Genomic DNA, 26,981 nt, shown 5'->3' on the forward strand with positions numbered 1-26,981 from the left:
CATTTAAGCCATTAGCACTTTATAAATGGCAACGATGCCCAACTCGTTGTGTACTGAGGCGTTAAAAAATCTCTTCGCATTGCCCATCGATGCTCTATCCCCTGGGCAGCAACAAAAACAGTATCGCGTCCATAACGTTGGTTAAGCTTGTCTAGCACAGCCATCATGGCTGGGTTCGCCTTTGGCTGATTGAATAAATCAATTTGGCTATATTGCTCACTAACTAAATCAATCAACCCTACACCAACTCGGTAATATCTTACCCCTTCGCTAAATAATCTCTGCTCAACCTCTGCCATTGCTTTAGTCAGCTCGACTGTACAATTCGTTGGACAAGGAAAGTGGACAATGGCTTTGTAACTTACAGGACGTTCATCATGAGGAGAATTACTGGCAAACAAGATCATTGTTTTGCAGTTTGAACCTTGTTTACGGGCTTTAGCAGCGGCAATACCTATGTGCTTACTCAAGGCTTGCGAAAGTGACGGTAAATCAGTGATGCGCTCGCCAACACTTCTTGTTGAAAATATCTGTTTTTTATCAGCACGGGCCTCATCCCACACCTTACAAGCTTGGCCATTGAGCTCACGTACAGTTCGCTCTAGCTCTATACTAAACTGTTTCCTTGCTAACATGACCGGCATAGATGCTAAGTCAAATGCCGTATGGATATTCATCAACTCAAGCTTCTTGCTTATTCGTCTGCCAACGCCCCAAACGTCACCAACACTTAACTGTTTTAAGATTGCGCAGCGCACTTGCTCATTACTTATAAAGCAGACCCCTTTGTAACTTTCTATCTTCTTGGCCGCATGATTAGCAATTTTGGCTAAAGTTAATGTTTCAGCAATACCTACGCACACCGCTAAACGGGCTTCTTTCCATACAGCACGGCGGATTAATTGACCTTGAGTCTTAAGACATTTGATTGCAGGATAGCAATTTTTGAAAGAGAGAAAGCTTTCATCGATAGAATAAACATGTTGTTCTGGAGCAAAACGACCAATGATACTCATCATCTTGCTTGATAAGTCTGCGTAGAGCTCATAGTTAGACGAGCAAACAATGACTCCTCGCTTTGCGCATAATTCTTTAACTTGAAAGTAAGGTAAAAACTTTCCGATCCCGGCCTCTTTGGCTTGTCGATTAGCCGCTACAATACACCCATCGTTGTTACTTAATACAACGATGGGTTTGCCACGCCAATCAGGACGAAACACTTGCTCAGCGCTGCAATAGAAGCTATTAGCATCAACCAAGGCAAACATTTATTTCACTACCAATAACGGGCTTGGTCTATGGCAACGGATAGATCGAGTAACAACCCCTTCTATACTAAAATCATCATATTCATGAATGGTGACTGGATGAAACATTTGATTAGATGACAGTAGCAGACGGTGATGAATGTCTAAAATTTTGCAGACAAACTCACCATTGAAATTGGCAACAATGACATCGCCATGACGGGCTGTTTCATAGCGATCTACGATAATCATATCGCCATCAAAAATACCGACATCTTGCATCGATTCGCCTTGAGCCATGCCAAGAAAAGTTGAACTTGGATGCTCAACTAATAAGTCATCCAAACTCATCGCTAGCTGACCGTATTCAGCTGCTGGACTTTCAAAGCCAGTAATCCCTGCGTGAGCAGGTATTGGAATTACACGCATATTCACAACCACTGTATTTACATACAGTCATCTTAACAGCCAACCAAGAAGAAGCAAGTTTCTCATTTGTTAAATAAATCCATCTTGATAATGTAACTTTATCAAGAAATTTACCAATTGAGATTTTGTAGGAGTTTAATGAAAAACAAATGAATGGCATTGATTCAATGCGATAATGAACACGCACGCTCCCCATTCGGTGGTATAACTATTGAGGACAATTCTATTTGTATCATCTAGTTGAACAAATTTTAGTAATATACAATGCTAGCTGTTTAACAATTCTTATTCCGAAGAGTATTTATATGAAACATTATCAAATGCAGCTAGTTAATACAGTAGTCGATCGTGTTTGTGACGTTTGTGGGAACAGCGTCATGATTGATTTAATTGGCCACAAATACGAAGAGGTTGGTGAGCTTAGAGCTTCATGGGGGTATGGTTCCAAAGAAGATGGAACTTCATACCATTTGGATTTATGTGAGGCCTGCTTTAAATTTGCAGTGGCTGCTTTAAAAGACCATAGAAAAGCCGTGATGCTTGAGAAAAACCTAGAGCCTCCTGGAGAGTTCTTTGGTATAAATAAATCTTATACGCCCAACTGAAAATATTGAGAATGCACTTCTTGTACAAGTGATTCAGCCCTAATACTTGTAATAGTGTTATTTCTCGTCAAATCGTTAACCAATTTTTTGTATGACGGAAAGTAGTTAGCAAATCAGGTATACCGTTTTCCTTTGCTCATAACTTTATTACACTGTAACTTATGTAAGCATCTAGTATTCCTAGACTTTACCACCACTCAAGGGGATGTTAACGTGTTAATTTCTAGTACATCAACAGAAGAAGATCCTGTTTTGGAAAGTTTTTTATCTTTTCTGGCAAATGATATGCAACAACACCCAGACAAACTACAGCCGCTCAAAGCAAGTATGTGTAGAAGTGCTGAAAGTTTAGTTGAAAGTGTAGAAATTGATTTTGGTGTCCCGTTAATAGACGAGGATGAATAAACTTGTCTAATACTAAACCGATTGTTGTATCTGTTAACTATAAATATCAGATTTAGAGTCAGAGTAGCTTCAAGGACTGGTTAGTGATTTGTTTTCACTGAGCATATTTGCACATATGCCAACAGCTTGTCATTGGAACCACATTTATCCGAAACTAACTCATTTCTGACCTTGCGACGTGAAGTCGTATGAAGTGTTGTTCACCACGATAAGAGTGAACCATCAGTATCACAAGGTGACCCTATGGCTCTGAATAAAGTAGCGAGCCAGACAATGTATGTAGTGGGTGAGTAAAATTGGTCATTAGTTTGTAGGTGATTCGACTATTTTGCGGTAGCAGAGGAATCACAGTTTACTGAAGTTAATAACTCGTTTCTGCCCCAAAACTTCTTAGCACTTGTTTAGTGAATCGAAAACTGACGAACGAGTTGCCCTACAAAATCTCATCTATTTGCCTAATGTTTGGCTCTACCGTAAAGCGGCTAACAATATATGGGTATACAGTCGTATTTAAATTTTGATGCTTTTGAGTGTTTTTAAACTCATTAGTTTGCGCGTTTTTCCTGCCTAAAATAAATAAAATAATTTAAAATCAAGTTGATACACTTCCATCCAGTTAGTTAATAGGTTTGGGGAACGCGTATGCGCATTTTTCAGGTTGGTATATTTGATGAAAAGCTGATAAGTTCTATGTAATACAACTAGTTAACTATGTACGCTTTTACTGGTCTAATGAGGTAAACGCGCATGCGCACTATACAACGGTTATGTCTAAAGGAGTCCTATGCAGGAAATTTATGATCTAATACAAGTGAATCCTAAATTCTATGCATGGGCATTTGGAATTGTAAATTTACTGTGGGTTGCGTTCGCGTACTTCAATAAGCAGAGACATGAAAGAAACCTAAAACAGTTGGAACAAGATCTAAGATTCAGAGCAGATAGGCGATTAAAAATATTCGATCTAAAAGCATCTGAATACGCTAAGTACGTTACAGACTTGGACAGCTTTGGAAAGAAGAATCAAATTGAAATGCCAGAGCGTATGCAGCCAATATTTGAAGAGTATCTTCAGAATTATCTTGCAGCCACAGAAGTAGGCGATAAAGAGAGAGAAAGGCAGGTTATCGGTTGGTTTAGCTCTCAAATCTCAGTGTTGATGCAGGAAGGGCTAAAAGATGTGTTGAAACTCAAAAGTGAATCCAATCGATTGAAGTTAATAGCAACAGACGAGATGCTGCAAACCTTTGATAAATTGGAACAGCTTACGCAAAAATCAATAGACAGCACCAACGAATATATGAAAAACTTCACCGAAATAATATTTCATCAACAAAACGAAAAAACTGAAGCTTTTCAAAGGCAGGCCGCAGAGCTGGCATCTGAAATACAAAATCAAACGAGAGCTCTAATGAATCAAATGAGGAAAGAACTCAGTGACATATAGGCATAAAAAATGTTATCTGCTTTCGCATGAATCGAATTTATAGGAGTCTCCATGGCTGAATGGGATGGACTTAGTGAAGATGTCAAAGACGTCTATGTAAATCTTGGAACTAGAAATCATAAAACTATAAGCAAGATAAAAACTAGTCGACTCGTTAATGCTATACGTGAATCGCAATTCGTAGGGTACGACGGCGGTTCCCCATATAAATGGCTTATGTTTGAGTATGAAAGACGTAAAAGCCAAAAGAATTGGATATTAGGAATTGGTGCTTTAATTGTTGCGGCCGCGGGCGTTCTAGTAACTTACCTTGTTGCAAATTAAACATATAACCAAGCGCAGCAGTTCGCGCCTTCGGCGCCGGACGCCCTTTTCGCTGCGCTACAAGGGTGACTCTGTGCGCGGCGTTATGTTTTAAGGATGGTATGAATAAACATATTGAGTTTCTAAAAGAAAATATCAGGTTTTCTCTAGCTATATTTGCGAATGCAGTAGCGCTACTAGCATCCATATGGTGGATTATAGATAGTAATTGGAAATCGGCCAATCCATTAGAAATTGAGCCTATTGTCACATGTTTTGCCCTTAGCGCCACACTTCTTGGCCTCAACTTTGTTAACGATAAGTTGACCAAGCCGTATTTGAAAGTAAGTCTCAGCATGGCAATGACACAACATCATGTTAATGGCCTTATGTATGGAATTAGCATCACTCTCAAAAATCACTCTATGATTAAAGCATTCATTAAAAATTTTCAGGTACAGCTTCCAAAAACCAATCAGGTGTTACAGTTTTTGTATGATGGGTTTACAGATACGGTATTACCAAAGGTTGTAATCGAGCCTGGCCAATCTTATTCTTTTAATATCATAAAAAAGGACTTAGGAGGTACATCACAGGATATAAAAAGTTACGGTGATTTTGTTGTAACTACTGACATAGGTCATAAATTTACTGTTCCGGCCAAAGTATTTCGAGAACACGTAGCAACTTTACTCGCACGCAAAACATAATAAAACTGTCAATGAGCGCCTTCGGCTGGACAGTTTTAAGCGCTGCTTTGCAGCAAAGTTGTCCATTACTTTGGCGTTAAGCCATAGAAATTTTAATCCGAAACTCACGAATTAGAGTTAGGAGTCTAGCTCGCTTTTGTCCAATTCCAAGTTAAATGAGCACATATCTAGCTTAATGTTTAATGACTCATCAACTTGAAATCACGAACAATGCTGTGAATTAATGATAGGAAACTTAACTTCATGACAACTGACTTAAACGGTGGTGCTATGGATGCTAAATACGTTGGTATTTCTGAGTACTTTGCTACTGGAGAAGGTGTTACGTATGTAATTGCATCCGGCACAAAGACCCAGATTTATGAGTTTGCAGGACCTTATTTTTCAATTGGGTTAGCACTTTACTCGTTTGCAGACATAAAAAGCGCATTGATTGAATGTGAGGGAATGGATGACACTCGCATCATTGATGATAAACGCTTAAGAGCAGCATATGTACTACAAACTCATTTACCCAGTGTTGCTGAGTTGATTAAACAATATGGCTTTGGAACCTTTTCTTATAAGCTCCATTATAACCTTAGTTAATAATCTGATGAGTTTAATAGCAAAATCTGCGTTATAGGTATAACTTGATGAGGCCCACTTTAAGTATAAGCACTAATCTAATTGTATTTTATACTTGAGTTTGGCTGGTAGAATTTCATCAAACTCACAGTCAAGTGCATTAATTATTTTGTATAGAGTTTCCAGTTTGATGTTGACGTAACCTCTTTCCATTTTCCCGTAATTACCTCTTTCAATACACAGGAAGGATTTGTTGATAGACCAAATTATGAATGAAGACTTTGTTCTCACAGGGAAGGTAGTTGTGCATTTTTAACGAATAATTAACAAGTTAATGGTAACGCAACTTCAAGAATCTCTCACATCGAGAGACTGCTAGTACAAAAAGAGTAATACTTCGTGCTACAACAAGATTTATTACTAGCAGTCGCAATCACTTCAAATAGTCGAAGTTTTATTTTGATCCTTTTAAAAGCTCAACAAGATAGCTATTTCGACGATGTGAATGGCTCGGTGCTTCTGTAATCGCTCTGAAATCCGCTTCTGTACCAACGATATGGATTTCTGTTTCTGCCCTAGTAATAGCAGTATATAACCATGCTCTGTCAACTATTCTACCTTTCTGCAACGCGATGATAATGCGCGGGAACTGTGAACCTTGAGCTTTGTGAAGGGTTATTGCATAACCCAACTCCATGCAATCCAGCACAGCTTGAGTGACTTCAATCTTATCGCCTGTATCAAGCGTCACTTCGCCATAACTCTCTCCAGATGACTCAACACTGGTGAGTACACCAAGTGAGCCATTCTGAATGCCTTTATCATAAATATTCTGAGTAAATAATATTGTGTCGTTAAGGCGCAGATTTTGAAAAAACAGTTCACCATTCATTTTAAACTCAAGTAGACAGCCATTGTGATTTATAGATTCTTGAATGAGCTTATTAATGTCAGCAACCAGTGCTTTCGTTGGTGCCATGACACGGCTGTTTTGTGGTGATTGTTGATACAATTCACAGCAGACTGGAGCTATTTGTTGCTTGTTGGTTTCGTGAAAATGAATTGCACCTGTTGAGAGTAGATTGGGTACTTTTCCTTGATTAATTAGCTTTGAATACTCAGGAATACCCGTTGTTCCTTTCTGACGCTTCACAATGTCGAGCATTGTGTTTGCTATTGCTTTAGAGGCCACAATATCTGCTAGAACTTTACCGCAACCAATTGGCGGAAGTTGATCTGGATCACCAGTGAAGATAATTCGAATAGAGGGGTGAATGTGATTGACCAAGCGGTACATGGTCGGTAAATCAATCATGCTGGCCTCATCAATAACAAGTAGATGTTTTTGATTATCGAGATCAATCGGTTCATCTCTCAATAATTTGGCAATTGTTGATGTGTGAAAACCAATTGATTCATGCAATCGCATTGCAGCACGACCACTCAAAGCAACAGCATGTATCTGAAACCCCATTGTGTGATATGCACGCAACGCGGTCCTAAGCACAGTCGTTTTTCCTGTTCCTGCACCTCCGGTAATGCAGCTTACGGCATTATCGAGGCATGTAGTTACAGCTTCAGTTTGTTTCTGTGTAAGCTCATAAGGTAATTCATCAACTGCTGTGCAGTAAGCAAAATTTGCATTTTCGTCATATAAGTTATTTTGACTGGCAAGGGCCTTAAGTCGTTTTACAATCACATTTTCCATCAATAGCTGGGCAGTTGGATGGTATGTTCCTGTTGATTGATTTAATAAATATTGAGCTTTGTCATGACCTGCTTGAAAGGCCTTGGCGACTAATTCTTTGTCTTGGAGTAACTTGGTTAACAATGGGCGTAAGTCTGATTGATTGGTGTAAGTATGACCTTTAGAAACTTCTTTGCGTAGCGTGATCTCAAGTGCTGCGCTCAATCTTCTATCATCACTTTCAGAGCCTTTAAGCTGTTTTTGAAAAAGTGTATCAACCGCACTAAAACTCATACCAAAACCTATTAATACGTAAGGATTTGCTTTAATCGCGGTAATGGATTGTTCATTATGATACTTGAGTAAACGTTGCTGAACGGTGCCGTGTATTTTATGTTCAGACATCCAGTTACAGTGGGCAAGATTTTTGTATTTAGCATACCCCTCAAATAACGAAGTAATAGAATCTTCGCTCAGAACGTCTTTAAGCAACGTTCTTGACTCGGGAGCATCATTAGTCAAAGTTGCGTGAAATGTTTTGCCTAGAAGCTCCCAAAGGGCCCTTGCTTTACTTTCGCCAATACCTTTAAATGCATTTTCACTGGCGATGAATCGGATCAATTGTTCGCCTGTTTCTGGTAATCGACATTCAACATGCTCTGGTGACTCATAGACATGTTGCTTCATGAGGTAATCACCCGTATCCATGTCTTGGATTTTTCTTTCACCTGTTACAGACCAATACTGGCCAATTGCCGGTTGTGTAGGCAATGCGTCAGGATTTATTTTTAACGTGACATAGTATTTACCGCTGTAGGTTCTGTAAGAGCTTTTGTTAAGTGGTACACCGCTGAATATGAGCAATTTTTTTGAGGTGAATTGGATTCTGGTGACGCGAAATTGATCTTCATTGAGGACTGAGTTCATCGTGGCATGAATCCCATTTCTGACAAAGTTTCAGACAGCTCCCCAAATCGCTGAAGTTGACCTTCAAGCTCTTTTATTTTGGCTTTAAGCTCAATATTTTCGGCCTCTAATAAAGATAATCGCCTTGAATCAAGTGCTTTGCGATTAGTAGTGTTATCGTATTTTTTGGGCTTATCAATTTCACTTTTTGCCAAGTCGGTTAATGGCGGCAATACACCTTTATCACGCAGTCTATCTTCTAATTGTTTTAGTGCGTTTCTTACTTCAGGATTTTGAACCAGTGTAGATTTACCAAAGCCTACTGCTTTAGCTATTTCAATTCTGCTTAACTGACCTCTATGTAGTATTTGTTTAAAGTCGTCGTCTTGTTGAGTAGCACTCCAGCTTTGAAATGCAGCCAGATTTTGTTGTGCTTTTTGTTGCCCATTTAGCATTAATCGTCAACCTCATCCGCAGTGTGTGCCTGTCTAAAATTAATCTTTATAACTATCAGATTATATAATTTAGCTATTCAATTGGACTTTTTTTAAGCGCTGCTATTAATGATTTCTTATCTTCATCACTTAGCGAGTCAATGAGAATAGCCAGCTCTGCGCTTTGGTCATCATCACAAAAAAAGTAGTTGATTGGCACTTTCAATTCATTAGCTATTTTCTTTAGCGTTTGAATATCCGGTACATGCCTACCTTTTTCATAGTGGTTCATGCGACCACTCGCAGAACTTTCATCCATACCGATTCTTACGCCCAGTTCTTTCTGCGAAATACCCACTTTCTTTCGAGCCTGTTTAAGCCGCTCAGGTATTGGATTGTTATGCAATTTATCTTCATCGTCAAAATCTCTCATGCTTAGATTGTCTAAGTTTTACTTATTTCTGTATACTTAGCAATCCTAAGTTTTTTATTTTTTAAGATCGGAACATGACTAACGAAACTATTTCTTTGAACCAAAAACTAAGAAAACTGTTAATGCAGGTAGAAGAAGGCTCAATAGGCCGAAAACAACTTATTGAATTAGCAGGAAATCAATTTAATTTATCGAAGATCCAAGCACAGCGCTTGGTTGCGAGAAATATTCATGCCCTAACAACAAAAGATTTAATCGTTGCAACAGGTAAAATTAATGCAAGGGTTTATCAAATCACCCCCGAACTTCGGGCTATTTTACAAAGTAATGAGTACGAAATAACAACTAAAACTCATGATGAAAAAGATGCTTCCTCAAATGAATTAATTACAGAAGAAACTAAGACAAGTACCGAATTGAAGATGCTGTTAGGTGAAATCCAAGCTTATCAAGATTACCTAAACCAATTTCCCCGACAAAATAAAACAATTTTGTCATTGCTTAATAAAACTAGAGATCATGCCACAGACCTATATGGCAGACTCAGTGCTATCAAAAAAATAATTAAGGCATCTGACATAGAGGACAACATAACATGTTAAGGGACTGGCAAACTCGCTGTATTAAACATGCAACAGAAACCTATAACCAACAAACTGGATATCTTATGTTGGCTTGCCCTGGAGCAGGAAAAACGATAGCTGCAGCCCATATTGCTAAATCACTCATCGACAATAATAAAGTGGATTATGTCGTTTGTTTTTCACCATCTCGTATTGTCAGCCAAAGTATCCAGCAAACGTTTGAATATGTATTGAGTCGAAAGTTTAATGGCCACTTAGGTGCTTTAGGAATGTCGAGAACTTATCATTCCTTAAGTAATACTACTGAATTAATTAACAATTTAAGTAACAGTAGGGTTTTAGTTATTTTCGATGAAATACATCATTGTGCAGGCGATGGTGATTCCCCCTCAAATGTCTGGGGCATGCAGCTACTGGTAACGATTCAAAACTTAGCCACTTATACATTATCGTTAACAGGCACGCCTTGGCGCACCGATACTCTCCCAATACCTTTTGCACGATATACAGACCCAGAGGGGAATATATTGTGTGATTTTTCATACGACATTGTCGAAGCCATTAAAGATAAGGTATGTCGTATGCCACAAATAACTGCAATTGATCTTCAGCATGTTGTAGTAAAGAAAAACCAAAAACTTAAGGCATATGACAATCTACAAAACCTTCTAGCAGAAGCCGATGTTAGCTATCAAAACATCATTAAACACCCAGAAGTAATTAAACATTTATTGTCTCAAAGTGTAGAGCAGCTAGATAGACTTAGGAGAAGCTCACCTAACACAGGCGGCTTAATAGTGGCGTCGTCATACCTTCATGCGTTGCAAATTCAGTCTATTTTATCTGGCCAATTCAACAAAGAATCAACCTTGGTGTCTTGCAGACTAGATGACTCAGTAGAGTTAATTGAGTATTTCAAAAATAATCAATCCGAATGGATTATTAGCATAGCTATGATAAGTGAGGGAACCGATATACCCAGGCTACAAGTTTGCTGCAATCTTACAGATGTCACTACTGAGCTCTACTTTCGACAGATTTTAGGAAGGGTACTTCGTGTAACAGAGGCGCAAAGCAATTTTGCATATATGTTCATGCTAGCAGAGCCCAAACTAGTTGAGTATGCGAAGCGACTAGACGAAGCAGTACCAGGAACTTACACCTATCAAAAATCAGCTAATTTACTCGACAGCATAGATGATTCAACATCTAAAGAGTTGTCTAACAAAATCTCATCTGCTGACAATAACAAAACGAGTACAGGACTTAATTTTGATTCACTCAACACCTACACTCATCAACTTGGGAGTAAAAACCCAGTTGATGAGCTGGTATTGTCTTCTTTTAAATCACAGATTATTTCGAGTTATCTTATTAACAATCTGCAGGAACGATTTTAACAGAAGATTTTTCATGAATTGTAAGGAAAATGCTAACTTTAAAACTAAACTAAACTAATAACGGATTGTCTATTCTATACACCTATTATAAATGGTTTATGCCAATCGATACCCTTTTCGTTGCACTGAAGTTTAATCTTTAGATGTTGTGGTCATGACTCTGCTTTTGCGTAATGCCATTAACTATAAATTAGACATAAGTGAGTTTAAAATAACGAATATACACTGCAATGGCCACAAAATTTTAATCATTGTCTGTACCATGCGCGTAGACTGCATTAAGAAGCCCCTTTGCAAGCTGACGCACATCAGACAATGAGTACCTCTTCCTCCAGGGCGAGATCGCGAACGTTTTTTGTACAGAGTTGGTGCGTTTTTAAAACTTAATTTGTTCAGAACGCTATCATTTCATGAATGATTGAAAATGATTCAGTATTCAAATTATTCATAGTGAGTAAAAAACAAACTCGTGCGGTTGCCCTGCCTCTTCCTCCAACTCTGAAACACGCTTTGTATCATGTGTGTGTATTAGAAGGGTTCGATCAGAGATTTGGGGGAGGCTATTAGATGGGCTAGCTTCAGTTGTTTGCGATGGTAAAACACCCAGTAACCTTAAATTGTCTTCAAGTTCTTCTAACAACGCTTTGATTCTTGGGTTTTGTAGTAAAGCAGATTTAGCACAACCCACCCCTTTAGATACTCCAACTCGATTTAACTGCCCACGATGAACTAATTGACGATAATCGTCGTCACTCATAGTCTTAGACCAGCTAATAAATGCATCAATGCTTTGTGTGCTGCCCATTAGCCACTATTCATCTCCTATTTTGAGTGAATTGCCTTGAATAGTCGTTATTTTTCTAATCGCATCAATAAATCCAGGTTTTGTATATACATCACCATTTATCACCTTAACTAGACGTCCATTATCATCAATTTCCAGCCCTAAATGTAGTAAATTATCATCTGAAATAAACTGAGATAAGGCTTTTATTTCTAAAGAGTTTAATTGTTCAATCTGTAATGTAGAAGACAAATCGTTGTCATTTAAGTTATATATAGTTGGTGCAGAACTGGCAAGTTCATATTCGCGAATCTGACTTTTTAGTTTTAGATTTTCTGCCAATAAATCATACATTTGTATTCGAGTATGATGGTTCTCGATTTCATGGATTGTTGTCGTTACATTCTTAGTGTTACTGGATGTTGTAATGCTTTTCGTGGAACTGTATTCGATGCTAAAAGCATCAATTAAAGAACGATACGTCTCACCAGCAGAAGTTTTATTTCTGATAGTTTGCTCTGATGGACCCCCTTTTGCTTTACTTAATCTCGCTATTTCTGCAATCGTAAAATTCAGATGGTTTTTGGTAACTTGCTCATCGCAAACTTTTTTTATAATAGCCAAGCTATCTTTGGTTCTTTTAGTTGATTGATCGAACAAAGAGTCATAGACAGCATAAACTCTTGAATTTATTTTACTCATTACTAACACTCCAATGTAATGTTCGACTTATCTTTAAAAGCCAATCTATTATCATGACCACTTATCAGAAACTTTAAGTCTTCATTCAACTCATCAGTTTGATTCACCCCCAAGTCAGCGAGTGTTATAAGGCTGTTTTTATCCATTAACTCAGAAACTTTACTGAAACTCCTAAACCGCGCGGTAAGCATATTAGTAATTTGATTACCAACGTCTACAAGTTGTTTTTTATTGAGAGCAAACATACCAGCATCAAAACCGTTTTTTCTGGCGAACAAATCGATTAATTGGGCTCGATTGAGTGAAGCCTTTTCAGGGTTAGACGATTGGTAGTAAGAGGCTGATTGACAAACTATATCAAGATGCATGTATTCACTAACCTCATTTAATTGAAGCTCTACACCAGTAACATCTTGAGCGGTTATTAAATCAAATGAACCTTTTGGAGCATTTTTAGATATATTTTTGTTTAAGAGCGTTACTGAATTCATCGCATATCTTACTGCCATGATCATGTCGCGGCTGAAACTTTCAAAACGCGAAAGTTCTTGCTGGTAATGGTTAAGACTTGATAATAATTGAAATGCCTTATTGAATGCCCCCCCTGATTTTTTTGCTTTATATTCTTCATCTTCCAAAATTTTTACTTCACTTTGTAAATCACTCATTCGAATTGAAACACTTTTACACTCTAGGCTTGTTTCATTGATCAACATCTGTAGACCACCAAGAAAAGATGGTCCAGTTAAAAAATATTTACATTGTAAACAATTCTCAGAACCCAGGTAACCACTGGATACCTGCGTGCCCAGACCATTATTTGAGTTAACATCAATATTACCAGTGCTACATTGTGTTCTGCCATTTGGACAAATACCATAATCCATTACAGAATTACTTGATAAAATAGGATTAATACTACCTATATTTATATCACCCATTGCATTAAAAATTTCTGAGTTCACTTCGTCTAATTTACGTTGACGAATCATTTGTTCAACTCGATTAGCTTGATTCTTGACAATACGTTCTTCTGCATTCATCAATTCATCTCTAATGGTTTCAGCTTCCACTTTTGTATAGTAAATTGTCATTACAAGTGAAGAGTGACCTACAAGCTTTTGAATGATTTCTGGCGAAATTTTAGCATCTCGAATAAAAGCAGTAATAAGAGATACACGCATTGAATGTAAAGTGAAATAAGAGCGAATCCCCGAAAGTGAAGTAGCAACCTGCCCTTTTTTCAAGCCTGTATTCTTTTTGTGATATGTTAAAAGTAATTCAGGGTCTTCGATTAAATGCAGTATTCCAGTTAAAGTCGCTCCGATTTGTCTTTGATGAATAGGACTTTTTCCATCAAATGTTGGGTCTCTAAATAAAAAACATGAGGAACCATTATGCCCATATTTAGAAAGCTCTGATATTGTTTCTTTTTTTGAAATAACAACGTTATCCCATCTCGAAGGATTCAAGATAGGATTGTATTTTTCTTGCCAATCTCGAAGTTGTATCAAAAATGGTATGACTCTTTCATCGATCCAAGGAATATTGTATCCATCATATGAATTACTGCCTGTTTTATTAGTATTAACATGTGCACATATTGTGGAATTAATATCGCCAAAAGTAGTCGGTTTTAGAAAACCCTGCCAATTCTTAGTTTTCACCCTAAATTCTTCACCGAATATTTCATTTTTTGACCATACAAACTTATTATCAACAACTTTTAGCTTATATGAATCAGCCTCACCGCTGTCAAGCCAAGCAATCTGTGAACCTCTAAAAGGCATATATAATTGTAGTAACGTAGCAATTACTTTGACAGGCGACCAGATTTGAAATCCTCCATCGTAATTTACTCTCCAAATACAATTATTATCATTTTTGTCAATAACATTCTCATCTACATTGAACCAATCATTATGATTATCAAAATAATCTGCCTTAGATTTAATTGTTTTAAAGATACCACCGATTGTTTCAACACCTATAGGTGTAATAAATTGACGGGCTTTTTGGATGTATTTGTAAGGAAGTGCTTGTTTATTAGACTCAAAAAGTCGATTGCTAATGTATTCTACAGGCAAGTTTTTTAACTTTAAGGGAATGCGATAACCCTCAAGATAAGTTACTTCCCCAGTATCCTCACAAATGTGGGAACATTTTTTCTCTAAAATATACTCAAAAAAACCTCTTAACGTATTCAAAGTAGATTCATTACGCTTTGAATCAACCTGATTATTGAACCAATCTGTTGGATCAATTAAATTAGAATAATTTGAACATTGTTCCTCTACATTTGGTTTTAAAATTCTTTTGTGGTACAAATAAAAGCTTTTAATGATAGATTTCTTATTTTCGACTCCTTTACCGATATTTACATATTCTTCAGCCAAATCTACCCACACCTGATATTCAACTGTGTCGAAAACTTCAAAAGCTGATTTTTTATATTTAAGATATTGAAATCTGGTAAATCCGTCGATTTTTTTTAAATTAATCGGGGCTTTAGGTTCTGAAAGAGCAATTAAATGATACTGTTCACGTTTTACTATTTTATGTTTATGAAAAAATTTTATTAACTCTTTGAGTGAAAAGAACTTAGTCTCATCAAAGGTAAGAAACTCTTGAAAACTTTTAAAACCATATGTAGCCATTGGGTTTTCTGGCAAAGACAAGTAACTTTCACTAAGAACCTTGTATTCCTTAATATTTGTGATTTTTGGATGTAAATTTCTAATTAACTTAAGAGCATCTAAAGGACACTCATATTCATTTCCAACGAGACTAGCCCAATCATAGTAACCATCTATAACGAAAACATGACTAGGGATACGTGGATCAAGATTAACTCTTAATGCTGTGAATTCGTGTGGATTTTTTGGCTTGTTTTCCACCGTTTTTAACACATTAACTAACTCTTTGTATGTATAAGAATCATTATCAATAAAGCTTCTCCACCCTATCCATCCAGAATCAGCATATTTCTTCTGAGGTGAGATAGGTAGTGAAGGATCTTGTATACGTTCCCTTCTATATTCGTAAGCTGTTTGTGGTAGCGGGATTAATTTCTTAAGGGCTGATTTTGCTTCTTCGTAATGTTCATAAGTATCACCTTTGTAAGGTTGGGATAAAAATCGTGATGAGTTTTTCCAGCCAGTTTTTTTATATAAAACGTGGGGGTTAGAAGGTAGTCTGGGATCTTGTTTATATGAAGCTCGATATTCGGTCATTTTAATTGGTACGGGTTTGAGTCTTTGTACTGCCTGACAAGCTTCTTCGTAGGTTTTGTATAGATTAATGCCGGGATCTTGCCCCAAGAAACTTTTCCAGGAGTTCCATCCTATATTTTTATATTTAATGTCCGGCATTGATAATAGCTTTGGATTTGTTTTATAAACTACTTTGTACTCATTTTTTGATATTGGAATTGGCAATAATTTTTGAACAGCAGCTTTTGCTTCTTCATAAGTTGCATAGTGTTTTATAGTGGGTTCAAAATTTAGAAATTGAGGCCAAGACTTCCAACCAATATCTTTATATTTTTCGACGGGTCTTGAATGTAGCATAGGATCTTGCTTATAGCAGGCGAGGTACATTTCTTTCGTAGTTGGTACTATATCAAGCTTCTGCACTGCAGCTTTAGCTTCTTCATAACTTGCATATTTTTTATCATCACTTAATAAATTTAAAAACTCATTCCAACATTTCCATCCAGAGTTTCTATATTTACCAAAGGGGCTTAATGGTAATTTTAGATCTTGTGTATAAGCTGCTAGGTACATTTCCCTTGATGTTGGAATAGGTACCAATTGCTGTACAGCATTTCTCGCATCATTATAACTGGTATAAGGTACTACTTTAGAAGGCTTGACTAAGAAATCAGCCCATTTTGTCCAGCCTGAATTCTTGAACTTTCGATCTGGGTTTAAAGGAAGTTTTGGATCTTGCTTGTAAGTTAATTTATATTCGGTACGTGTGCTAGGAACTGGATTTAAAGCTCTTAGAGCTGCTTTTACATCTTCATAATCATCGTAATTTCTGATCTTGCCAAAAAAATCATAAAAATTAGTCCATCCAAATTTACTGTATAATGACCATGGTGAGTTACTTAATTTTGGATCTTGTTTGTAAGTAGCTAAATACTCACCCCATCCTTTTGGAACAGGGTCTAATAATTGAAGTGCAGCAACAGCCTCTTCATAAGTGTTGTACTTTTCTGTTGGTGCTACTAGGCCTAAAAACTCAAACCAATTGCTCCATCCTGAAAGCTTATATTTTTTCTCTGGTGTAGCAACTAATTGAGAGTTTTGCTTATATAATGACAGGTACTGGATTTTACTTGTTGGAACAGGTACCAATCTTTGAACTGCATCCTTAGCATCATCATAAATACTATATTTTTCAATACCAAGGAAAACATCAAACGAAATCCAGCCATTATTTTTGTATTTTACGTCAGGACGAGATGGGAGAAGTGAGTTTTGTTTATAAACTTTAGAGTATTGAACCACGGTTACAGGAACAGGTCTTAATTTTGAAATCGCAGCTTTCGCTTCGTTGTAATGTTCATAATTCTTTATCATATATGTTCGTGTCACTTCTCATTAATGGATTAAAAAGATTAATCAATATTTGGTAGAGATAAATCACTCGGCCGGTCCAATTCGAGCATTTTCAAATCCATTATATTTTTGACTTTCTTGTGTTCCGGCTCGGTGTAAGGTTTCTGACTATTAATATTGGTGTGGTGCATAGCAACCTTTATCGCAAACGGAGATAAACCAGCATCAGTTAAGCGTTGACCGTATGAATGTCTATGACAATGAGGAGCCCCGCCATAATCAAGCCTTGGATTTATGCCAATTTTAGAGACTGCTCGGTTATGAGCTTTTTCATATGAAGCCATCGATAATGGCTCTCCATCAGTCCCAACAAATAAAAAAGGATGATCATAACTATGCATAGACTTCTCTCTAATACTTAGGTAAATAAAGAATAATGAATAAAAAAAGTCGATTAAATCTGGATAACCAAACATGAATACATCAAAATAACCACCAACCTTTTTAACTGCATTGTTTTTCCAACCCGCATGATACTTCTTGTTTTTTGAACTACGCCTATCTAGAAGACCATATCGCTCTTGTAAGTATTCCTTTCTTTTCATATTAGGTTTGTTTTTCAATTTTCTATAATGACTTGGAGCTAGCCCATTTTGAGGGTGATACACACGAACATGCCTTAATCCTTCATTAGGAATGACATCTTCAACATAAATATGAAAAACCTCAGAAATTCGTAATCCTCCAAGATGCATTAACATGGTAATCAATATATAATCAATACGGAATTTTTGATAAAACTTCTTATCATGACCAACTCCTTTAATTCTAAAACCTTCAAACAATAATGGTGTAAATTTACTTTCATCAAACGATTTCATTAAATTTTCGTCATCAGATGCAATTGCACTTAATTTTATATCTCTTACGAAATTTATATTTTTTGATTTTTGCTGGTGAGTGATCGCATGTTTTAAAAAAGCATTATTATTTCTGTGATTCAAAGCTGCTAGGTTTAAGATTTTTTCACCTGCATTTGCCTTCCTCAGTGGATTTAATACCTGAGAATTACCATCAGTTATGTCATAAAGCCAATCAGAAAACTTTGTTATATGGCCAATAAGTACGTTTGCAGTTAAAGGATGTTTTGGTTTCCATCGTAATCCTGACAAGTCAGTACCATCTGTGTTAATTGTTCCTTGATGTAGCCGATGTGAAAAAGCTGAAAACATTTCGTTTGGATTTGAAAATACTCCATCATTTGCAAGGGAATAATCAATCAAAAGACGAATTGATTGTGTGAATTTTCTTTCCCAACTTCCTGACTTACCGGTATTTAGAACTTTAAGTGCCACATATTTAGCTGCCGAAAATAAAATACATCCATTATGAAAGATAGCATTCACCTCTATGGGCGATGAACGATCTACGTTAATCAGAACCTTTTTAGATATGCTATAAATATAATGAACTTCACTCAACTAAACTCTCACTTATCTACCTTCGGTATATGAGTATACTATCAGGGGGGATTTGATTTGTGTCAAGTTGTAATTTCTATTATAAAACTAGTAAACCCACACTATATCGGTATACTTTTAAGGGGGGGATTTCAAGAACGTATCAAGTTTGGTATTGATGTCACTGACGCCATTACTAAATCAATTAAAGGCCCGGTGACCATTAATTCGGTACAGATTGAAAATATCGACTTTAGCAACGCATACGAGAAATCAGTAGAAGACAGAATGCGTGCAGAAGTAGAAGTACAAACCCAATTACAGAATCTTGAAAAAGAGCGTGTTAGTGCCCAAATTGCCGTCACTCAAGCACAAGCGGAAGCAGATTCACAATTGGCCCGCGCAATTGCCGAAGCAGAAAGTATCCGTATTAAAGGTAACGCAGAAGCATCAGCCATTAAAATTCGTGCTGAAGCGCTAGCGCAAAATCAAAATTTAGTTGAATTGACTAAAGCGGAACGTTGGGATGGGCGCTTACCAACAACCATGTTACCTACTGGTACTATCCCGTTCCTTGAAGTGCAAACAACCAAATAAACCAAACTGCATACTTCACAAAACAAGCGTTCGGTATTAATACTGAACGCTTGTTTTTTTATCATCATCTTGCCTCACCTAAACGTATTATCTAGTTGCATTACCGCTTTTGGCTGGTAATCTCTAACAGCGCCTCTTTAATGAATAAAGAGGGTTTATAAACAGCTAAAAATAAAAGGAATTAAGCGATTAACACTGCAACCTACATGGATGAGCATAGCGCTCCGGTCCAACAAGCTCGTTTGGCTAATCTTGACGCTATCAGAGGGCTTGGCGTATTAGGTATTTTCTTCCTTAATATCTATTTTATGGGCAATAGTTTTTTCGGTTACGCTCCTCATGAGGTTCAACCCACCAGCGACATTATCCTACTCATTTTTAGCAATTTCTTTTTAGAAGGTCGTTTCTTTAGCCTATTTGCGATGATTTTTGGGGTGGGAATGCTAATCCAATACCAACGCCAGCAAATGAGAATGGAGACAGCCACCACTACTCAGCAGAATAAACGCATAAAAAGCCGTCTGTATTGGTTAATTGCCTTTGGCGTAATACACGCTATTTTCATCTTTCCTGGCGATATATTATTGTCTTATGGTGTCAGTGGATTATTAGCTTTTCGCTACATTAGCCTCAGTGCCGATGAACTAATCCGTAAAGCTAAATGGTTTATCTTTTTATCATTTATACCCATCGCACTTATTTCGCTCATGCCAGACGATCAAGTTTATTCACGAGATTCAGCTTTCTTCATCGAGCAACTTGCTGCTTGGACCGGTAGCTACCAACAACAACTGACCCTGCACCTAACCATGTTTGCGTACATGCTGGCGGTTATTCCATTAACGTTAATGTGGTATATCACCGGCTTAATGCTTTTAGGGATGGCGTTATATAAACGCAATATCTTTGTTGATGGATTGGATAATAAAACCCTGTGGCAATGTGTATTTTGGGCCATCACATTAGCATCATTAGACTCGATATTAAGTCTAAGTGGCAATCAGATGTTGGAGTCGATGTCTGATCTTTTATTGTGGTTCAGCGCTATTGCGACAGCTTTGATTTATATCCACATTATTGTTAAATTCTGCCAAAATACGCCACATAGACTGAAACTACTGCAAAACGTCGGGCGGATGGCGTTTAGTTTGTACATTCTCCAGTCAATAGTCGGTATTTTACTGTTACGTTATATCGCACCAGACTGGCTGTACTCACTAGACCGAATAGGTTACGTCTCAATTGCGATTATCTACAGTGTATTTCAACTGTTGTTAGCGGATGTCTATTTACGCAAATTCAATCAAGGCCCATTAGAAAAGCTTTGGCGTGTGTTAGTCTCCCGCACAAGCTAATGAAACATATACACTTAAAAGAAGAATCTATGCAACTACCATTGTGTGCAATGCTGATTGACCTCATCAGTATGACGAAATCAATATGATAAAATTAATCTCACAGAGCAGGCACTAAAATGAATAAGTTTGCTTGGTTGATGTTGCTGCTCATTGGCGCTATTTTTGCCACTATTCAGCCCTGGTTAGCTGGGGTATATGGCCTAATTAATGTGGTCACTTATAGTTTGTATTATCGTGATAAATCGGCGGCTAAACAGGGGCAATGGCGCATAAAAGAAAGCACCTTACAGTTTTTTTCTTTAATTGGCGGCTGGCCAGCAGCGCTACTCGGCCAGTATCACTTACGTCATAAAACCCAAAAATCGTCTTTTAAACGGATATTGTGGTGTTGCATCATACTCAACTCAGTTGGAGTCAGCTTATTGTGTTATCAGCTGTGGCATCCGTTATTAGACGCATACCGTTAAGCTGTTGGTTCAATTGTCGCTTCAATCGTGTTGATGAGTATTAGCTCAGCAATTTTTACGCTAAACTAGCCACACTATCTACCCAACAATTCGAGATCAATTATGCGTATGATTTTGGCCGTGCTGGTCATTGCGGGCGTTATTTTTTATTTTTTCACTCAATCTAACAATTCTAAAGCCGCCAAAGAAAATATTGAGAAAGGTAAGATTTTTTTAGCTGATAATGCCAAACGCGAAGGCGTAATCCAAACCTTATCTGGCTTACAATATGAAGTGCTCGTTAAAAGCGATAATACTGAACACCCTAGCGCAAAAAGCAAGGTTACCGTGCATTACCACGGCACACTCATTGACGGTAGCATATTCGACAGCTCTGTTGATCGCGGCGAAACAATCAGCTTTGGTTTAAATCAAGTGATAGCCGGTTGGACCGAGGGTGTACAACTCATGAATATTGGCGATAAATTCCGTTTTTATATTCCAAGCCAATTGGCTTATGGCAATCGCTCAACCGGTAAAATCGCCGGCGGCTCAGTACTGATTTTTGATGTTGAGTTATTTGAAATCAACTAATCAGCAATGAAGATCAGTTTAAGCAGAAAATGAATAAAGCCTCCATGTCGGAGGCTTTTTGCTATTGATTATCGGCTCTTGGTTATTTAAATTGAGCCTTTACTCCATAAATATTTGATTATCATGCTAAATAAAACGGATCATCAATCGACTTCGCTGGCGCTGTAAACCATTTAGGCCCTTGCGCTGTCATGTAAAAATGGTCTTCATGACGGATCCCAAACTCCCCAGGTACACATAACATTGGCTCGTTGCTAAAACACATACCAACCGCCAGTGGTGTAACATCATTACGCACCAAATACGGCCATTCATGAATATCTAAACCGATACCATGACCAGTACGATGAGGTAAACCTGGCACGTTGTAATCTGGACCAAAGCCTGCGGCTTCTAACACGACACGAGCAGCTGCATCCACTTCACTACACAAGGTTCCTAAGGTAGCAGCATCAAACGCAGCAATTTGTGCATCCTGTTCAAGTTGCCATAATTGACGCTGACGATCATTAGGCTCACCAAATACGTAAGTACGAGTAATATCAGAGTTATAGCCTTGTAATTGGCAACCGGTATCAATCAATACCGTGTCATTTTTCTCAAGCGCTTTAGGTGATTTAACCCCATGCGGATACGCTGTATCTTCACCAAATAGCACGATGCAAAAATACGAACCTTTGGCTGCGCCCACGGCATAGTGAGCTTGGTTAATAAAGTCTTCCACTTCTGCAGTGGTGATGCCCTCACGTAAAATACTGGCAGTGGCTTTATGCACTTCAAGGGTCATGTCTTTAGCGCGTTGCATTAAGGCAATTTCGGCAACCGACTTAATCATCCGACATCCTGCCGTTACTGTTGTCGCACTTACAAATCGATGCTGAGGAGCTGCTTGGGCAATGCCATCGCTAATAAAAAAGGCGGTTGACTCATCAATACCGATTTTTGCTTGGCTCAAGCCGATGTTATCCAGCACATCGGCAAATAACTGATATGGGCTTTCATCTTCATGCCACGTATTTACTTGACCTTTTATGGTCATATAACCCTGTAACGTGTCGAGTTCAAATGCAGGTGCAATATACTGAACCTCACCCACAGCGGGGATAATAGCACCCACCATACGTTCGCTAGAAAACCAACGAGTACCCGTAAAATAGTACAAATTAGTACCAGCATTCACATAGATTGCTTCTAAACCATGTTGCGCCATCAATCGTTGTGCATGTTGAATTCGTTGATTAAATTCATCATCACTTATCGCTGCTACACCGTGAGTCATATTCGTGAGTGTGGCTAATGCTTGTTGCGGGCTAACGCCGCCGACACCGATTGTCATAGGTTTTCCTTTGGTTATTTTTATTGTTATTTATCTAGAGTCTGTGGAAATCAAATCGTCTTACCTTGTTCAAATATACAAGATAATCAATATCAACAAGGATACCGTCTGTATCGCTTTGTTACCATTGTATACAATATAAGTTTACAATTTTAATCAGTCTGTTCCACATTATGTCAGCGACTTCACTTGCCAGTTTGCCGTCACGCTTGCGATAATCGCAGTTCATTCTACAGAGCTGAGTTCATCAGTCGCCTCCAACGGAGAAACCATGTCCAATATTATTGCTACGCGTCTTAACGCCATTCGCCAACAGCTTGAAGTAAACCAAATAGATGCATTCATCATTCCTCGCGCTGACGAATATTTAGGTGAGTATGTCCCTGCTCGTAACGAGCGTTTACATTGGGCCACTGGCTTTACGGGTTCTGCTGGCATGGCAATCGTGTTAAAAGACCGCGCAGCAATATTTACCGACGGCCGTTACACAGTGCAAGTACGCCAACAAGTAGACGGTAACTTATTTGAATATTTAAGCCTGTATGACGACCCGCAAATTGACTGGTTAATTGATACATTAGCTGCAGGCGCTAACGTCGGCATCGACAGTCGCCTACATACCCTTGCTTGGTATCAACAAACCAAAGCGCAATTTGATAAAGCCCAAATCAATTTAGTTGAAGTAGATAACAACCCGATTGATGTGAGTTGGTTAGACCGCCCTGCACCGTCAGCATCCACCATGACTTTATTTAGCCACCAAGGTGCAGGACGTAATAGCGTCGACAAACGTCAACAAATTGGTCAGCTGGTTAACAAGCAAGGCGCCGATGTAGCCCTTATTGCCGCATTAGATTCATGTTGTTGGTTACTAAATATCCGTGGAAACGATGTTCCACGCTTCCCCGTCATACTTGGCTGCGGATTATTATCTAGTAATGGCGATATGACCTTTTTTACCGATTTAGCTAAAGTGCCGCAAAATATTGAACAACACGTAGGTGCTGGGGTGAGCTTTAAAGATGAAGCAGAACTGGCAACCGTATTAGCGCAAATGAATGGGGTTAAGCTATTGGCCGACCCTCATTCTGCCAACGCCTATTCGCAATTACTGGCACAAAAAGGCGGTGCTAAACTGATTGTGGGTACCGACCCGGTTGCATTACCTAAAGCACAAAAAAATAACGCCGAATTAGCTGGTATACGAGCGTGTCATATTCGTGATGGTGTTGCCGTCAGCCGCTTTTTAGCCTGGTTAGACAGCCAAGTTGAACAGAACATTATGCACGATGAAGCACAACTGGCTGACAAATTAGAAAGCTTTAGATTACAAGACTCGCTGTACCGCGAGCCAAGCTTTGACACTATTTCTGCCACTGGTGCCAATGCCGCTATGTGCCATTACAACCATAATAATGGCACCCCAAGCACCATGACCATGAACAGTATTTACTTGGTCGATTCTGGCGCTCAGTACATAGACGGCACCACCGACGTCACCCGCACCATCGCCATTGGCAAGGTGACAGACGAGCAGAGAAAAATGGTCACGCTGGTATTAAAAGGCCACATAGCCCTTGATACAGCCCGCTTCCCTAAAGGCACCTCTGGTGTGCAACTCGATGCGTTTGCTCGCCAATATTTATGGCAACATGGTTTTGATTATGACCACGGTACTGGCCATGGAGTCGGTCACTTTTTAAGTGTTCACGAAGGCCCGCAGCGCATTGGTAAAAACGTCAATGGCGTGGCATTACTGCCAGGCATGGTATTGTCGAATGAGCCTGGTTATTACCGCGCCGATGGTTTTGGTATTCGCATCGAAAACCTCGTCACAGTGCAACATTGCCAAGCGTTGGCAGGTGCAGAGCGTGAAATGTATGAGTTTGATGTATTAACCCATATTCCAATGGATGCACGCTTAATCGACAAATCATTGCTAACCGACTTTGAAGTGAATTGGTTTAATCAATATCAACAAAAAGTACGTCAAACCTTAGCGCCATTAATGCAAGGTGACGAGTTAGCATGGCTCAATAAAGTGACTATCGCGATTTAAGTGCCATCCAGTTCAACATAACGCGTAAGCACTGAATATAGGGCTTTGGAGCAATAACATGTCCAAAGCCCTTTTAATTAAAGCACCATCAAGTGCAAACTAAAACGCCAGTGAATCTACCTACTCACAGCAAACATTATAATTCCTAAAAAATGGTATTAAATTGCCATGCCAAGACGGTAATCAGTTATTAGTGATAAATGCTCAAAGGCTGTCATTACCACAACGAGTGACTTTTATGGTGAGATATACGAGCAATCTGTTTTTGTGGTGCGTTTTTTACCCACATAGCAAAAAAATGTTAGCCGCTTCCTATTTCCCCATTGTCGATTGTTGTAAACTCCGCGCCAACAAAGGCTGTGTTGGTAAGAGTAAATTTTACCAGACATGTGTATAACAAATTTGTTTACCACAATACTCGCAGGTCACTAACGCTATATGCGCCAAGTGGATCTCTCACCTAAGTCGTTCTCGTTTGGGGCTCTACCTGCCATAGCCGTGTCGCCAATGAATAACCATTGGTTAACTGATAATTTAAGAGATCAAAAGGTATAATCACTATGAAGTCTGAACAGACTATCTCTAATTCTGCTGCTGTTTCTGATTCGTTTTTGGATCGCTATTTCAATATTTCTGCCCGTGGAAGTACCTTAAAACGTGAAGTCATTGCTGGCTTAACGACGTTTTTGGCTATGGTTTATTCGGTGATTGTGGTGCCAAACATGTTGGGCACTGCGGGGTTTGATCCTGCGGCGGTATTTATCGCTACCTGCTTAATTGCCGCATTTGGTTCGTTGCTCATGGGGCTATGGGCTAATTTGCCAATGGCCATTGGTTGTGCAATTTCACTCACTGCATTTACTGCATTTAGCATGGTGCTAGGCCAGGGAATATCGATTCCTGTCACCCTTGGCGCTATTTTCCTAATGGGTATCGTGTTTACACTGGTGAGTGTCACTGGCATTCGTCAATGGGTACTCACTAACCTGCCAACCGGTATTGCTCACGGTACGGGTATTGGTATTGGTTTGTTTTTACTCCTTATTGCCACCAATAGCGTGAAATTGATTGTATCAAACGATGCCGGTTTACCCGTAAAGCTTGGTGATATTAATAGCTTACCGGTTATCGCTACAATTATTGGTCTTGCAATGACGATAGGGCTTGAGCGCCGAGGCACACCGGGTGGCATATTGTTGGTAATCGTCGGGCTATCGATCTTTGGGTTAATATTTGATCCTAGCGTGACTTATCAAGGCCTATTTGCTTTACCTGACTTGATGTCTGAAACATCGCTAATTGGCCAGCTCGATATTATGGGCGCATTGAATCCAGTGGTCCTGCCCATTGTGTTGGCATTAGTGATGACCGCTATTTTTGATGCAACAGGCACAATTAGAGCGGTTGCAGGGCAAGCGGAACTTCTCGATGATAAAGACAATATTGTTGGTGGCGGTAAGGCACTGACATCAGACTCAGTCAGCAGTATTTTTGCTGGCGTAGTCGGCGGCGCTCCAGCCGCTGTTTATATTGAATCCGCAGCGGGAACTGCAGCAGGTGGCAAAACCGGCCTGACCGCGACCATCGTCGGCTTACTATTTTTGATAATGATGTTCTTAGCGCCGTTAAGCTTTTTAGTACCTGCTTATGCGACAGCTCCAGCGCTAATGTATGTTGGATTACTGATGCTGAGTAACGTCACCAAGCTTAATTTTGACGATAAAGTGGACGCAATGGCAGGCCTAACCTGCGCGGTATTTATTATTTTAAGCTGTAATATCGTTACTGGGATTATGCTTGGGTTTGTTACCTTGGTTATTGGCCGCATATGCAGCGGCGAATGGCGTAAACTGCGACTTGGGGTTATCTTAATCACCCTTGGTTTAGTCGCCTTTTACATGGGTGGCTGGGCGATTTAACCCA

The 26,981-nt window shown here is 38.8% G+C and carries 24 protein-coding genes and 1 pseudogene; 14 read left to right on the forward strand and 11 right to left on the reverse strand.

What is annotated here, in order from left to right; genetic code table 11:
* Positions 1-11: 11 nt before the first annotated feature.
* Together AAEY94_RS14910 and AAEY94_RS14915 are read right to left on the reverse strand one after the other, a co-directional pair.
* Complete coding sequence (locus tag AAEY94_RS14910; protein WP_350979144.1) at positions 12-1,268, reverse strand: Y-family DNA polymerase; 1,257 nt, start codon at positions 1,266-1,268, stop codon at positions 12-14.
* On the reverse strand, positions 1,269-1,676 hold the full coding sequence (locus tag AAEY94_RS14915; RefSeq protein ID WP_350979145.1) for a LexA family protein: 408 nt from the start codon (positions 1,674-1,676) through the stop codon (positions 1,269-1,271).
* A 305-nt stretch (positions 1,677-1,981) separates the two neighbouring features.
* On the opposite strand from AAEY94_RS14915, the gene AAEY94_RS14920 reads away from it, so the two are divergent.
* From AAEY94_RS14920 to AAEY94_RS14945, 6 genes are all read left to right on the forward strand, one after another.
* The gene (locus AAEY94_RS14920) at positions 1,982-2,281 is read left to right on the forward strand and encodes a hypothetical protein (RefSeq protein WP_350979146.1); all 300 of its coding nucleotides are present in this window, start codon (positions 1,982-1,984) and stop codon (positions 2,279-2,281) included.
* A gap of 132 nt (positions 2,282-2,413) precedes the next feature.
* A complete protein-coding gene (locus AAEY94_RS14925; RefSeq protein ID WP_350979147.1) occupies positions 2,414-2,686 on the forward strand; it encodes a type II toxin-antitoxin system PrlF family antitoxin in 273 nt (90 codons plus the stop codon).
* A gap of 784 nt (positions 2,687-3,470) precedes the next feature.
* Positions 3,471-4,133 carry a hypothetical protein gene (locus tag AAEY94_RS14930; protein ID WP_350979148.1) on the forward strand — a complete coding sequence of 221 codons (663 nt, stop codon included), beginning with the start codon at positions 3,471-3,473 and terminating at the stop codon, positions 4,131-4,133.
* Between the two features lie 51 nt (positions 4,134-4,184).
* Positions 4,185-4,457: a hypothetical protein gene (locus tag AAEY94_RS14935; RefSeq protein ID WP_350979149.1), complete on the forward strand. Its 273-nt coding sequence runs from the start codon at positions 4,185-4,187 to the stop codon at positions 4,455-4,457.
* Positions 4,458-4,558: 101 nt separating this feature from the next.
* Positions 4,559-5,146, forward strand: a complete 588-nt coding sequence (locus AAEY94_RS14940) for a hypothetical protein (RefSeq protein WP_350979150.1) — start codon at positions 4,559-4,561, stop codon at positions 5,144-5,146.
* A gap of 243 nt (positions 5,147-5,389) precedes the next feature.
* Positions 5,390-5,734, forward strand: coding sequence for a hypothetical protein (locus tag AAEY94_RS14945; protein WP_350979151.1), 345 nt, complete (start codon positions 5,390-5,392; stop codon positions 5,732-5,734).
* A 72-nt stretch (positions 5,735-5,806) separates the two neighbouring features.
* Here AAEY94_RS14945 and AAEY94_RS14950 read toward each other — a convergent pair whose 3' ends face one another.
* The 4 genes from AAEY94_RS14950 to AAEY94_RS14965 all read right to left on the reverse strand — a co-directional run bounded on the left by AAEY94_RS14950 (position 5,807) and on the right by AAEY94_RS14965 (position 9,173).
* Positions 5,807-6,004: a helix-turn-helix domain-containing protein gene (locus tag AAEY94_RS14950; RefSeq protein ID WP_350979152.1), complete on the reverse strand. Its 198-nt coding sequence runs from the start codon at positions 6,002-6,004 to the stop codon at positions 5,807-5,809.
* 163 nt (positions 6,005-6,167) lie between these two features.
* On the reverse strand, positions 6,168-8,327 hold the full coding sequence (locus AAEY94_RS14955) for an AAA family ATPase (protein WP_350979153.1): 2,160 nt from the start codon (positions 8,325-8,327) through the stop codon (positions 6,168-6,170).
* A complete protein-coding gene (locus AAEY94_RS14960; RefSeq protein ID WP_350979154.1) occupies positions 8,324-8,761 on the reverse strand; it encodes a VPA1267 family protein in 438 nt (145 codons plus the stop codon). The genes AAEY94_RS14955 and AAEY94_RS14960 overlap by 4 nt, the downstream gene beginning before the upstream one ends.
* Before the next feature lie 73 nt (positions 8,762-8,834).
* Positions 8,835-9,173 (reverse strand): helix-turn-helix domain-containing protein, encoded by a 339-nt coding sequence (locus AAEY94_RS14965; RefSeq protein WP_502959404.1) that lies wholly within the window; start codon positions 9,171-9,173, stop codon positions 8,835-8,837.
* A gap of 74 nt (positions 9,174-9,247) precedes the next feature.
* Between AAEY94_RS14965 and AAEY94_RS14970 the strand changes: the two genes are divergently transcribed.
* Both AAEY94_RS14970 and AAEY94_RS14975 read left to right on the forward strand, forming a co-directional pair.
* Positions 9,248-9,775, forward strand: coding sequence for a VspR family transcription factor (locus AAEY94_RS14970; protein ID WP_350979155.1), 528 nt, complete (start codon positions 9,248-9,250; stop codon positions 9,773-9,775).
* A complete protein-coding gene (locus AAEY94_RS14975; protein WP_350979156.1) occupies positions 9,769-11,157 on the forward strand; it encodes a DEAD/DEAH box helicase in 1,389 nt (462 codons plus the stop codon). The genes AAEY94_RS14970 and AAEY94_RS14975 overlap by 7 nt, the downstream gene beginning before the upstream one ends.
* 445 nt (positions 11,158-11,602) lie before the next feature.
* Here AAEY94_RS14975 and AAEY94_RS14980 read toward each other — a convergent pair whose 3' ends face one another.
* The 4 genes from AAEY94_RS14980 to gmtY are packed head-to-tail and all read right to left on the reverse strand — an operon-like array spanning position 11,603 to position 18,689.
* Positions 11,603-11,962, reverse strand: a complete 360-nt coding sequence (locus tag AAEY94_RS14980) for a VPA1267 family protein (RefSeq protein ID WP_350979157.1) — start codon at positions 11,960-11,962, stop codon at positions 11,603-11,605.
* Positions 11,963-11,968: 6 nt separating this feature from the next.
* A complete protein-coding gene (gmtX, locus tag AAEY94_RS14985) occupies positions 11,969-12,643 on the reverse strand; it encodes a gamma-mobile-trio protein GmtX (RefSeq protein ID WP_350979158.1) in 675 nt (224 codons plus the stop codon).
* A gap of 2 nt (positions 12,644-12,645) precedes the next feature.
* Positions 12,646-17,229, reverse strand: a complete 4,584-nt coding sequence (locus AAEY94_RS14990) for a VPA1269 family protein (protein WP_350979159.1) — start codon at positions 17,227-17,229, stop codon at positions 12,646-12,648.
* A 38-nt stretch (positions 17,230-17,267) separates the two neighbouring features.
* Positions 17,268-18,689, reverse strand: a complete 1,422-nt coding sequence (gmtY, locus tag AAEY94_RS14995; RefSeq protein ID WP_350979160.1) for a gamma-mobile-trio recombinase GmtY — start codon at positions 18,687-18,689, stop codon at positions 17,268-17,270.
* Between the two features lie 132 nt (positions 18,690-18,821).
* Here gmtY and AAEY94_RS15000 point away from each other — a divergent pair.
* The 4 genes and pseudogenes from AAEY94_RS15000 to bamJ all read left to right on the forward strand — a co-directional run.
* Positions 18,822-19,265 (forward strand): annotated as a pseudogene (locus AAEY94_RS15000) (SPFH domain-containing protein); the annotation flags it as partial.
* A gap of 206 nt (positions 19,266-19,471) precedes the next feature.
* Positions 19,472-20,620: a DUF418 domain-containing protein gene (locus AAEY94_RS15005; protein ID WP_101088778.1), complete on the forward strand. Its 1,149-nt coding sequence runs from the start codon at positions 19,472-19,474 to the stop codon at positions 20,618-20,620.
* Positions 20,621-20,739: 119 nt separating this feature from the next.
* Positions 20,740-21,090, forward strand: coding sequence for a DUF1294 domain-containing protein (locus AAEY94_RS15010; RefSeq protein ID WP_101088777.1), 351 nt, complete (start codon positions 20,740-20,742; stop codon positions 21,088-21,090).
* 102 nt (positions 21,091-21,192) lie between these two features.
* A complete protein-coding gene (bamJ, locus tag AAEY94_RS15015) occupies positions 21,193-21,663 on the forward strand; it encodes a BamJ family beta-barrel-assembly machinery protein (RefSeq protein ID WP_350979161.1) in 471 nt (156 codons plus the stop codon).
* A gap of 121 nt (positions 21,664-21,784) precedes the next feature.
* Here the strand turns inward: bamJ and AAEY94_RS15020 are convergent, their stop codons facing one another.
* Positions 21,785-22,999 carry a M24 family metallopeptidase gene (locus AAEY94_RS15020; protein WP_350979162.1) on the reverse strand — a complete coding sequence of 405 codons (1,215 nt, stop codon included), beginning with the start codon at positions 22,997-22,999 and terminating at the stop codon, positions 21,785-21,787.
* A gap of 271 nt (positions 23,000-23,270) precedes the next feature.
* On the opposite strand from AAEY94_RS15020, the gene AAEY94_RS15025 reads away from it, so the two are divergent.
* Both AAEY94_RS15025 and AAEY94_RS15030 read left to right on the forward strand, forming a co-directional pair.
* Positions 23,271-25,058 (forward strand): aminopeptidase P family protein, encoded by a 1,788-nt coding sequence (locus tag AAEY94_RS15025; protein ID WP_101088773.1) that lies wholly within the window; start codon positions 23,271-23,273, stop codon positions 25,056-25,058.
* A 560-nt stretch (positions 25,059-25,618) separates the two neighbouring features.
* On the forward strand, positions 25,619-26,977 hold the full coding sequence (locus AAEY94_RS15030; protein WP_350979163.1) for an NCS2 family permease: 1,359 nt from the start codon (positions 25,619-25,621) through the stop codon (positions 26,975-26,977).
* The last annotated feature ends 4 nt before the right edge of the window (positions 26,978-26,981 follow it).

The sequence above is a fragment of the Shewanella sp. AC34-MNA-CIBAN-0136 genome (assembly GCF_040309945.1).
In the GTDB taxonomy this organism is placed as follows: Bacteria; Pseudomonadota; Gammaproteobacteria; order Enterobacterales; family Shewanellaceae; genus Shewanella.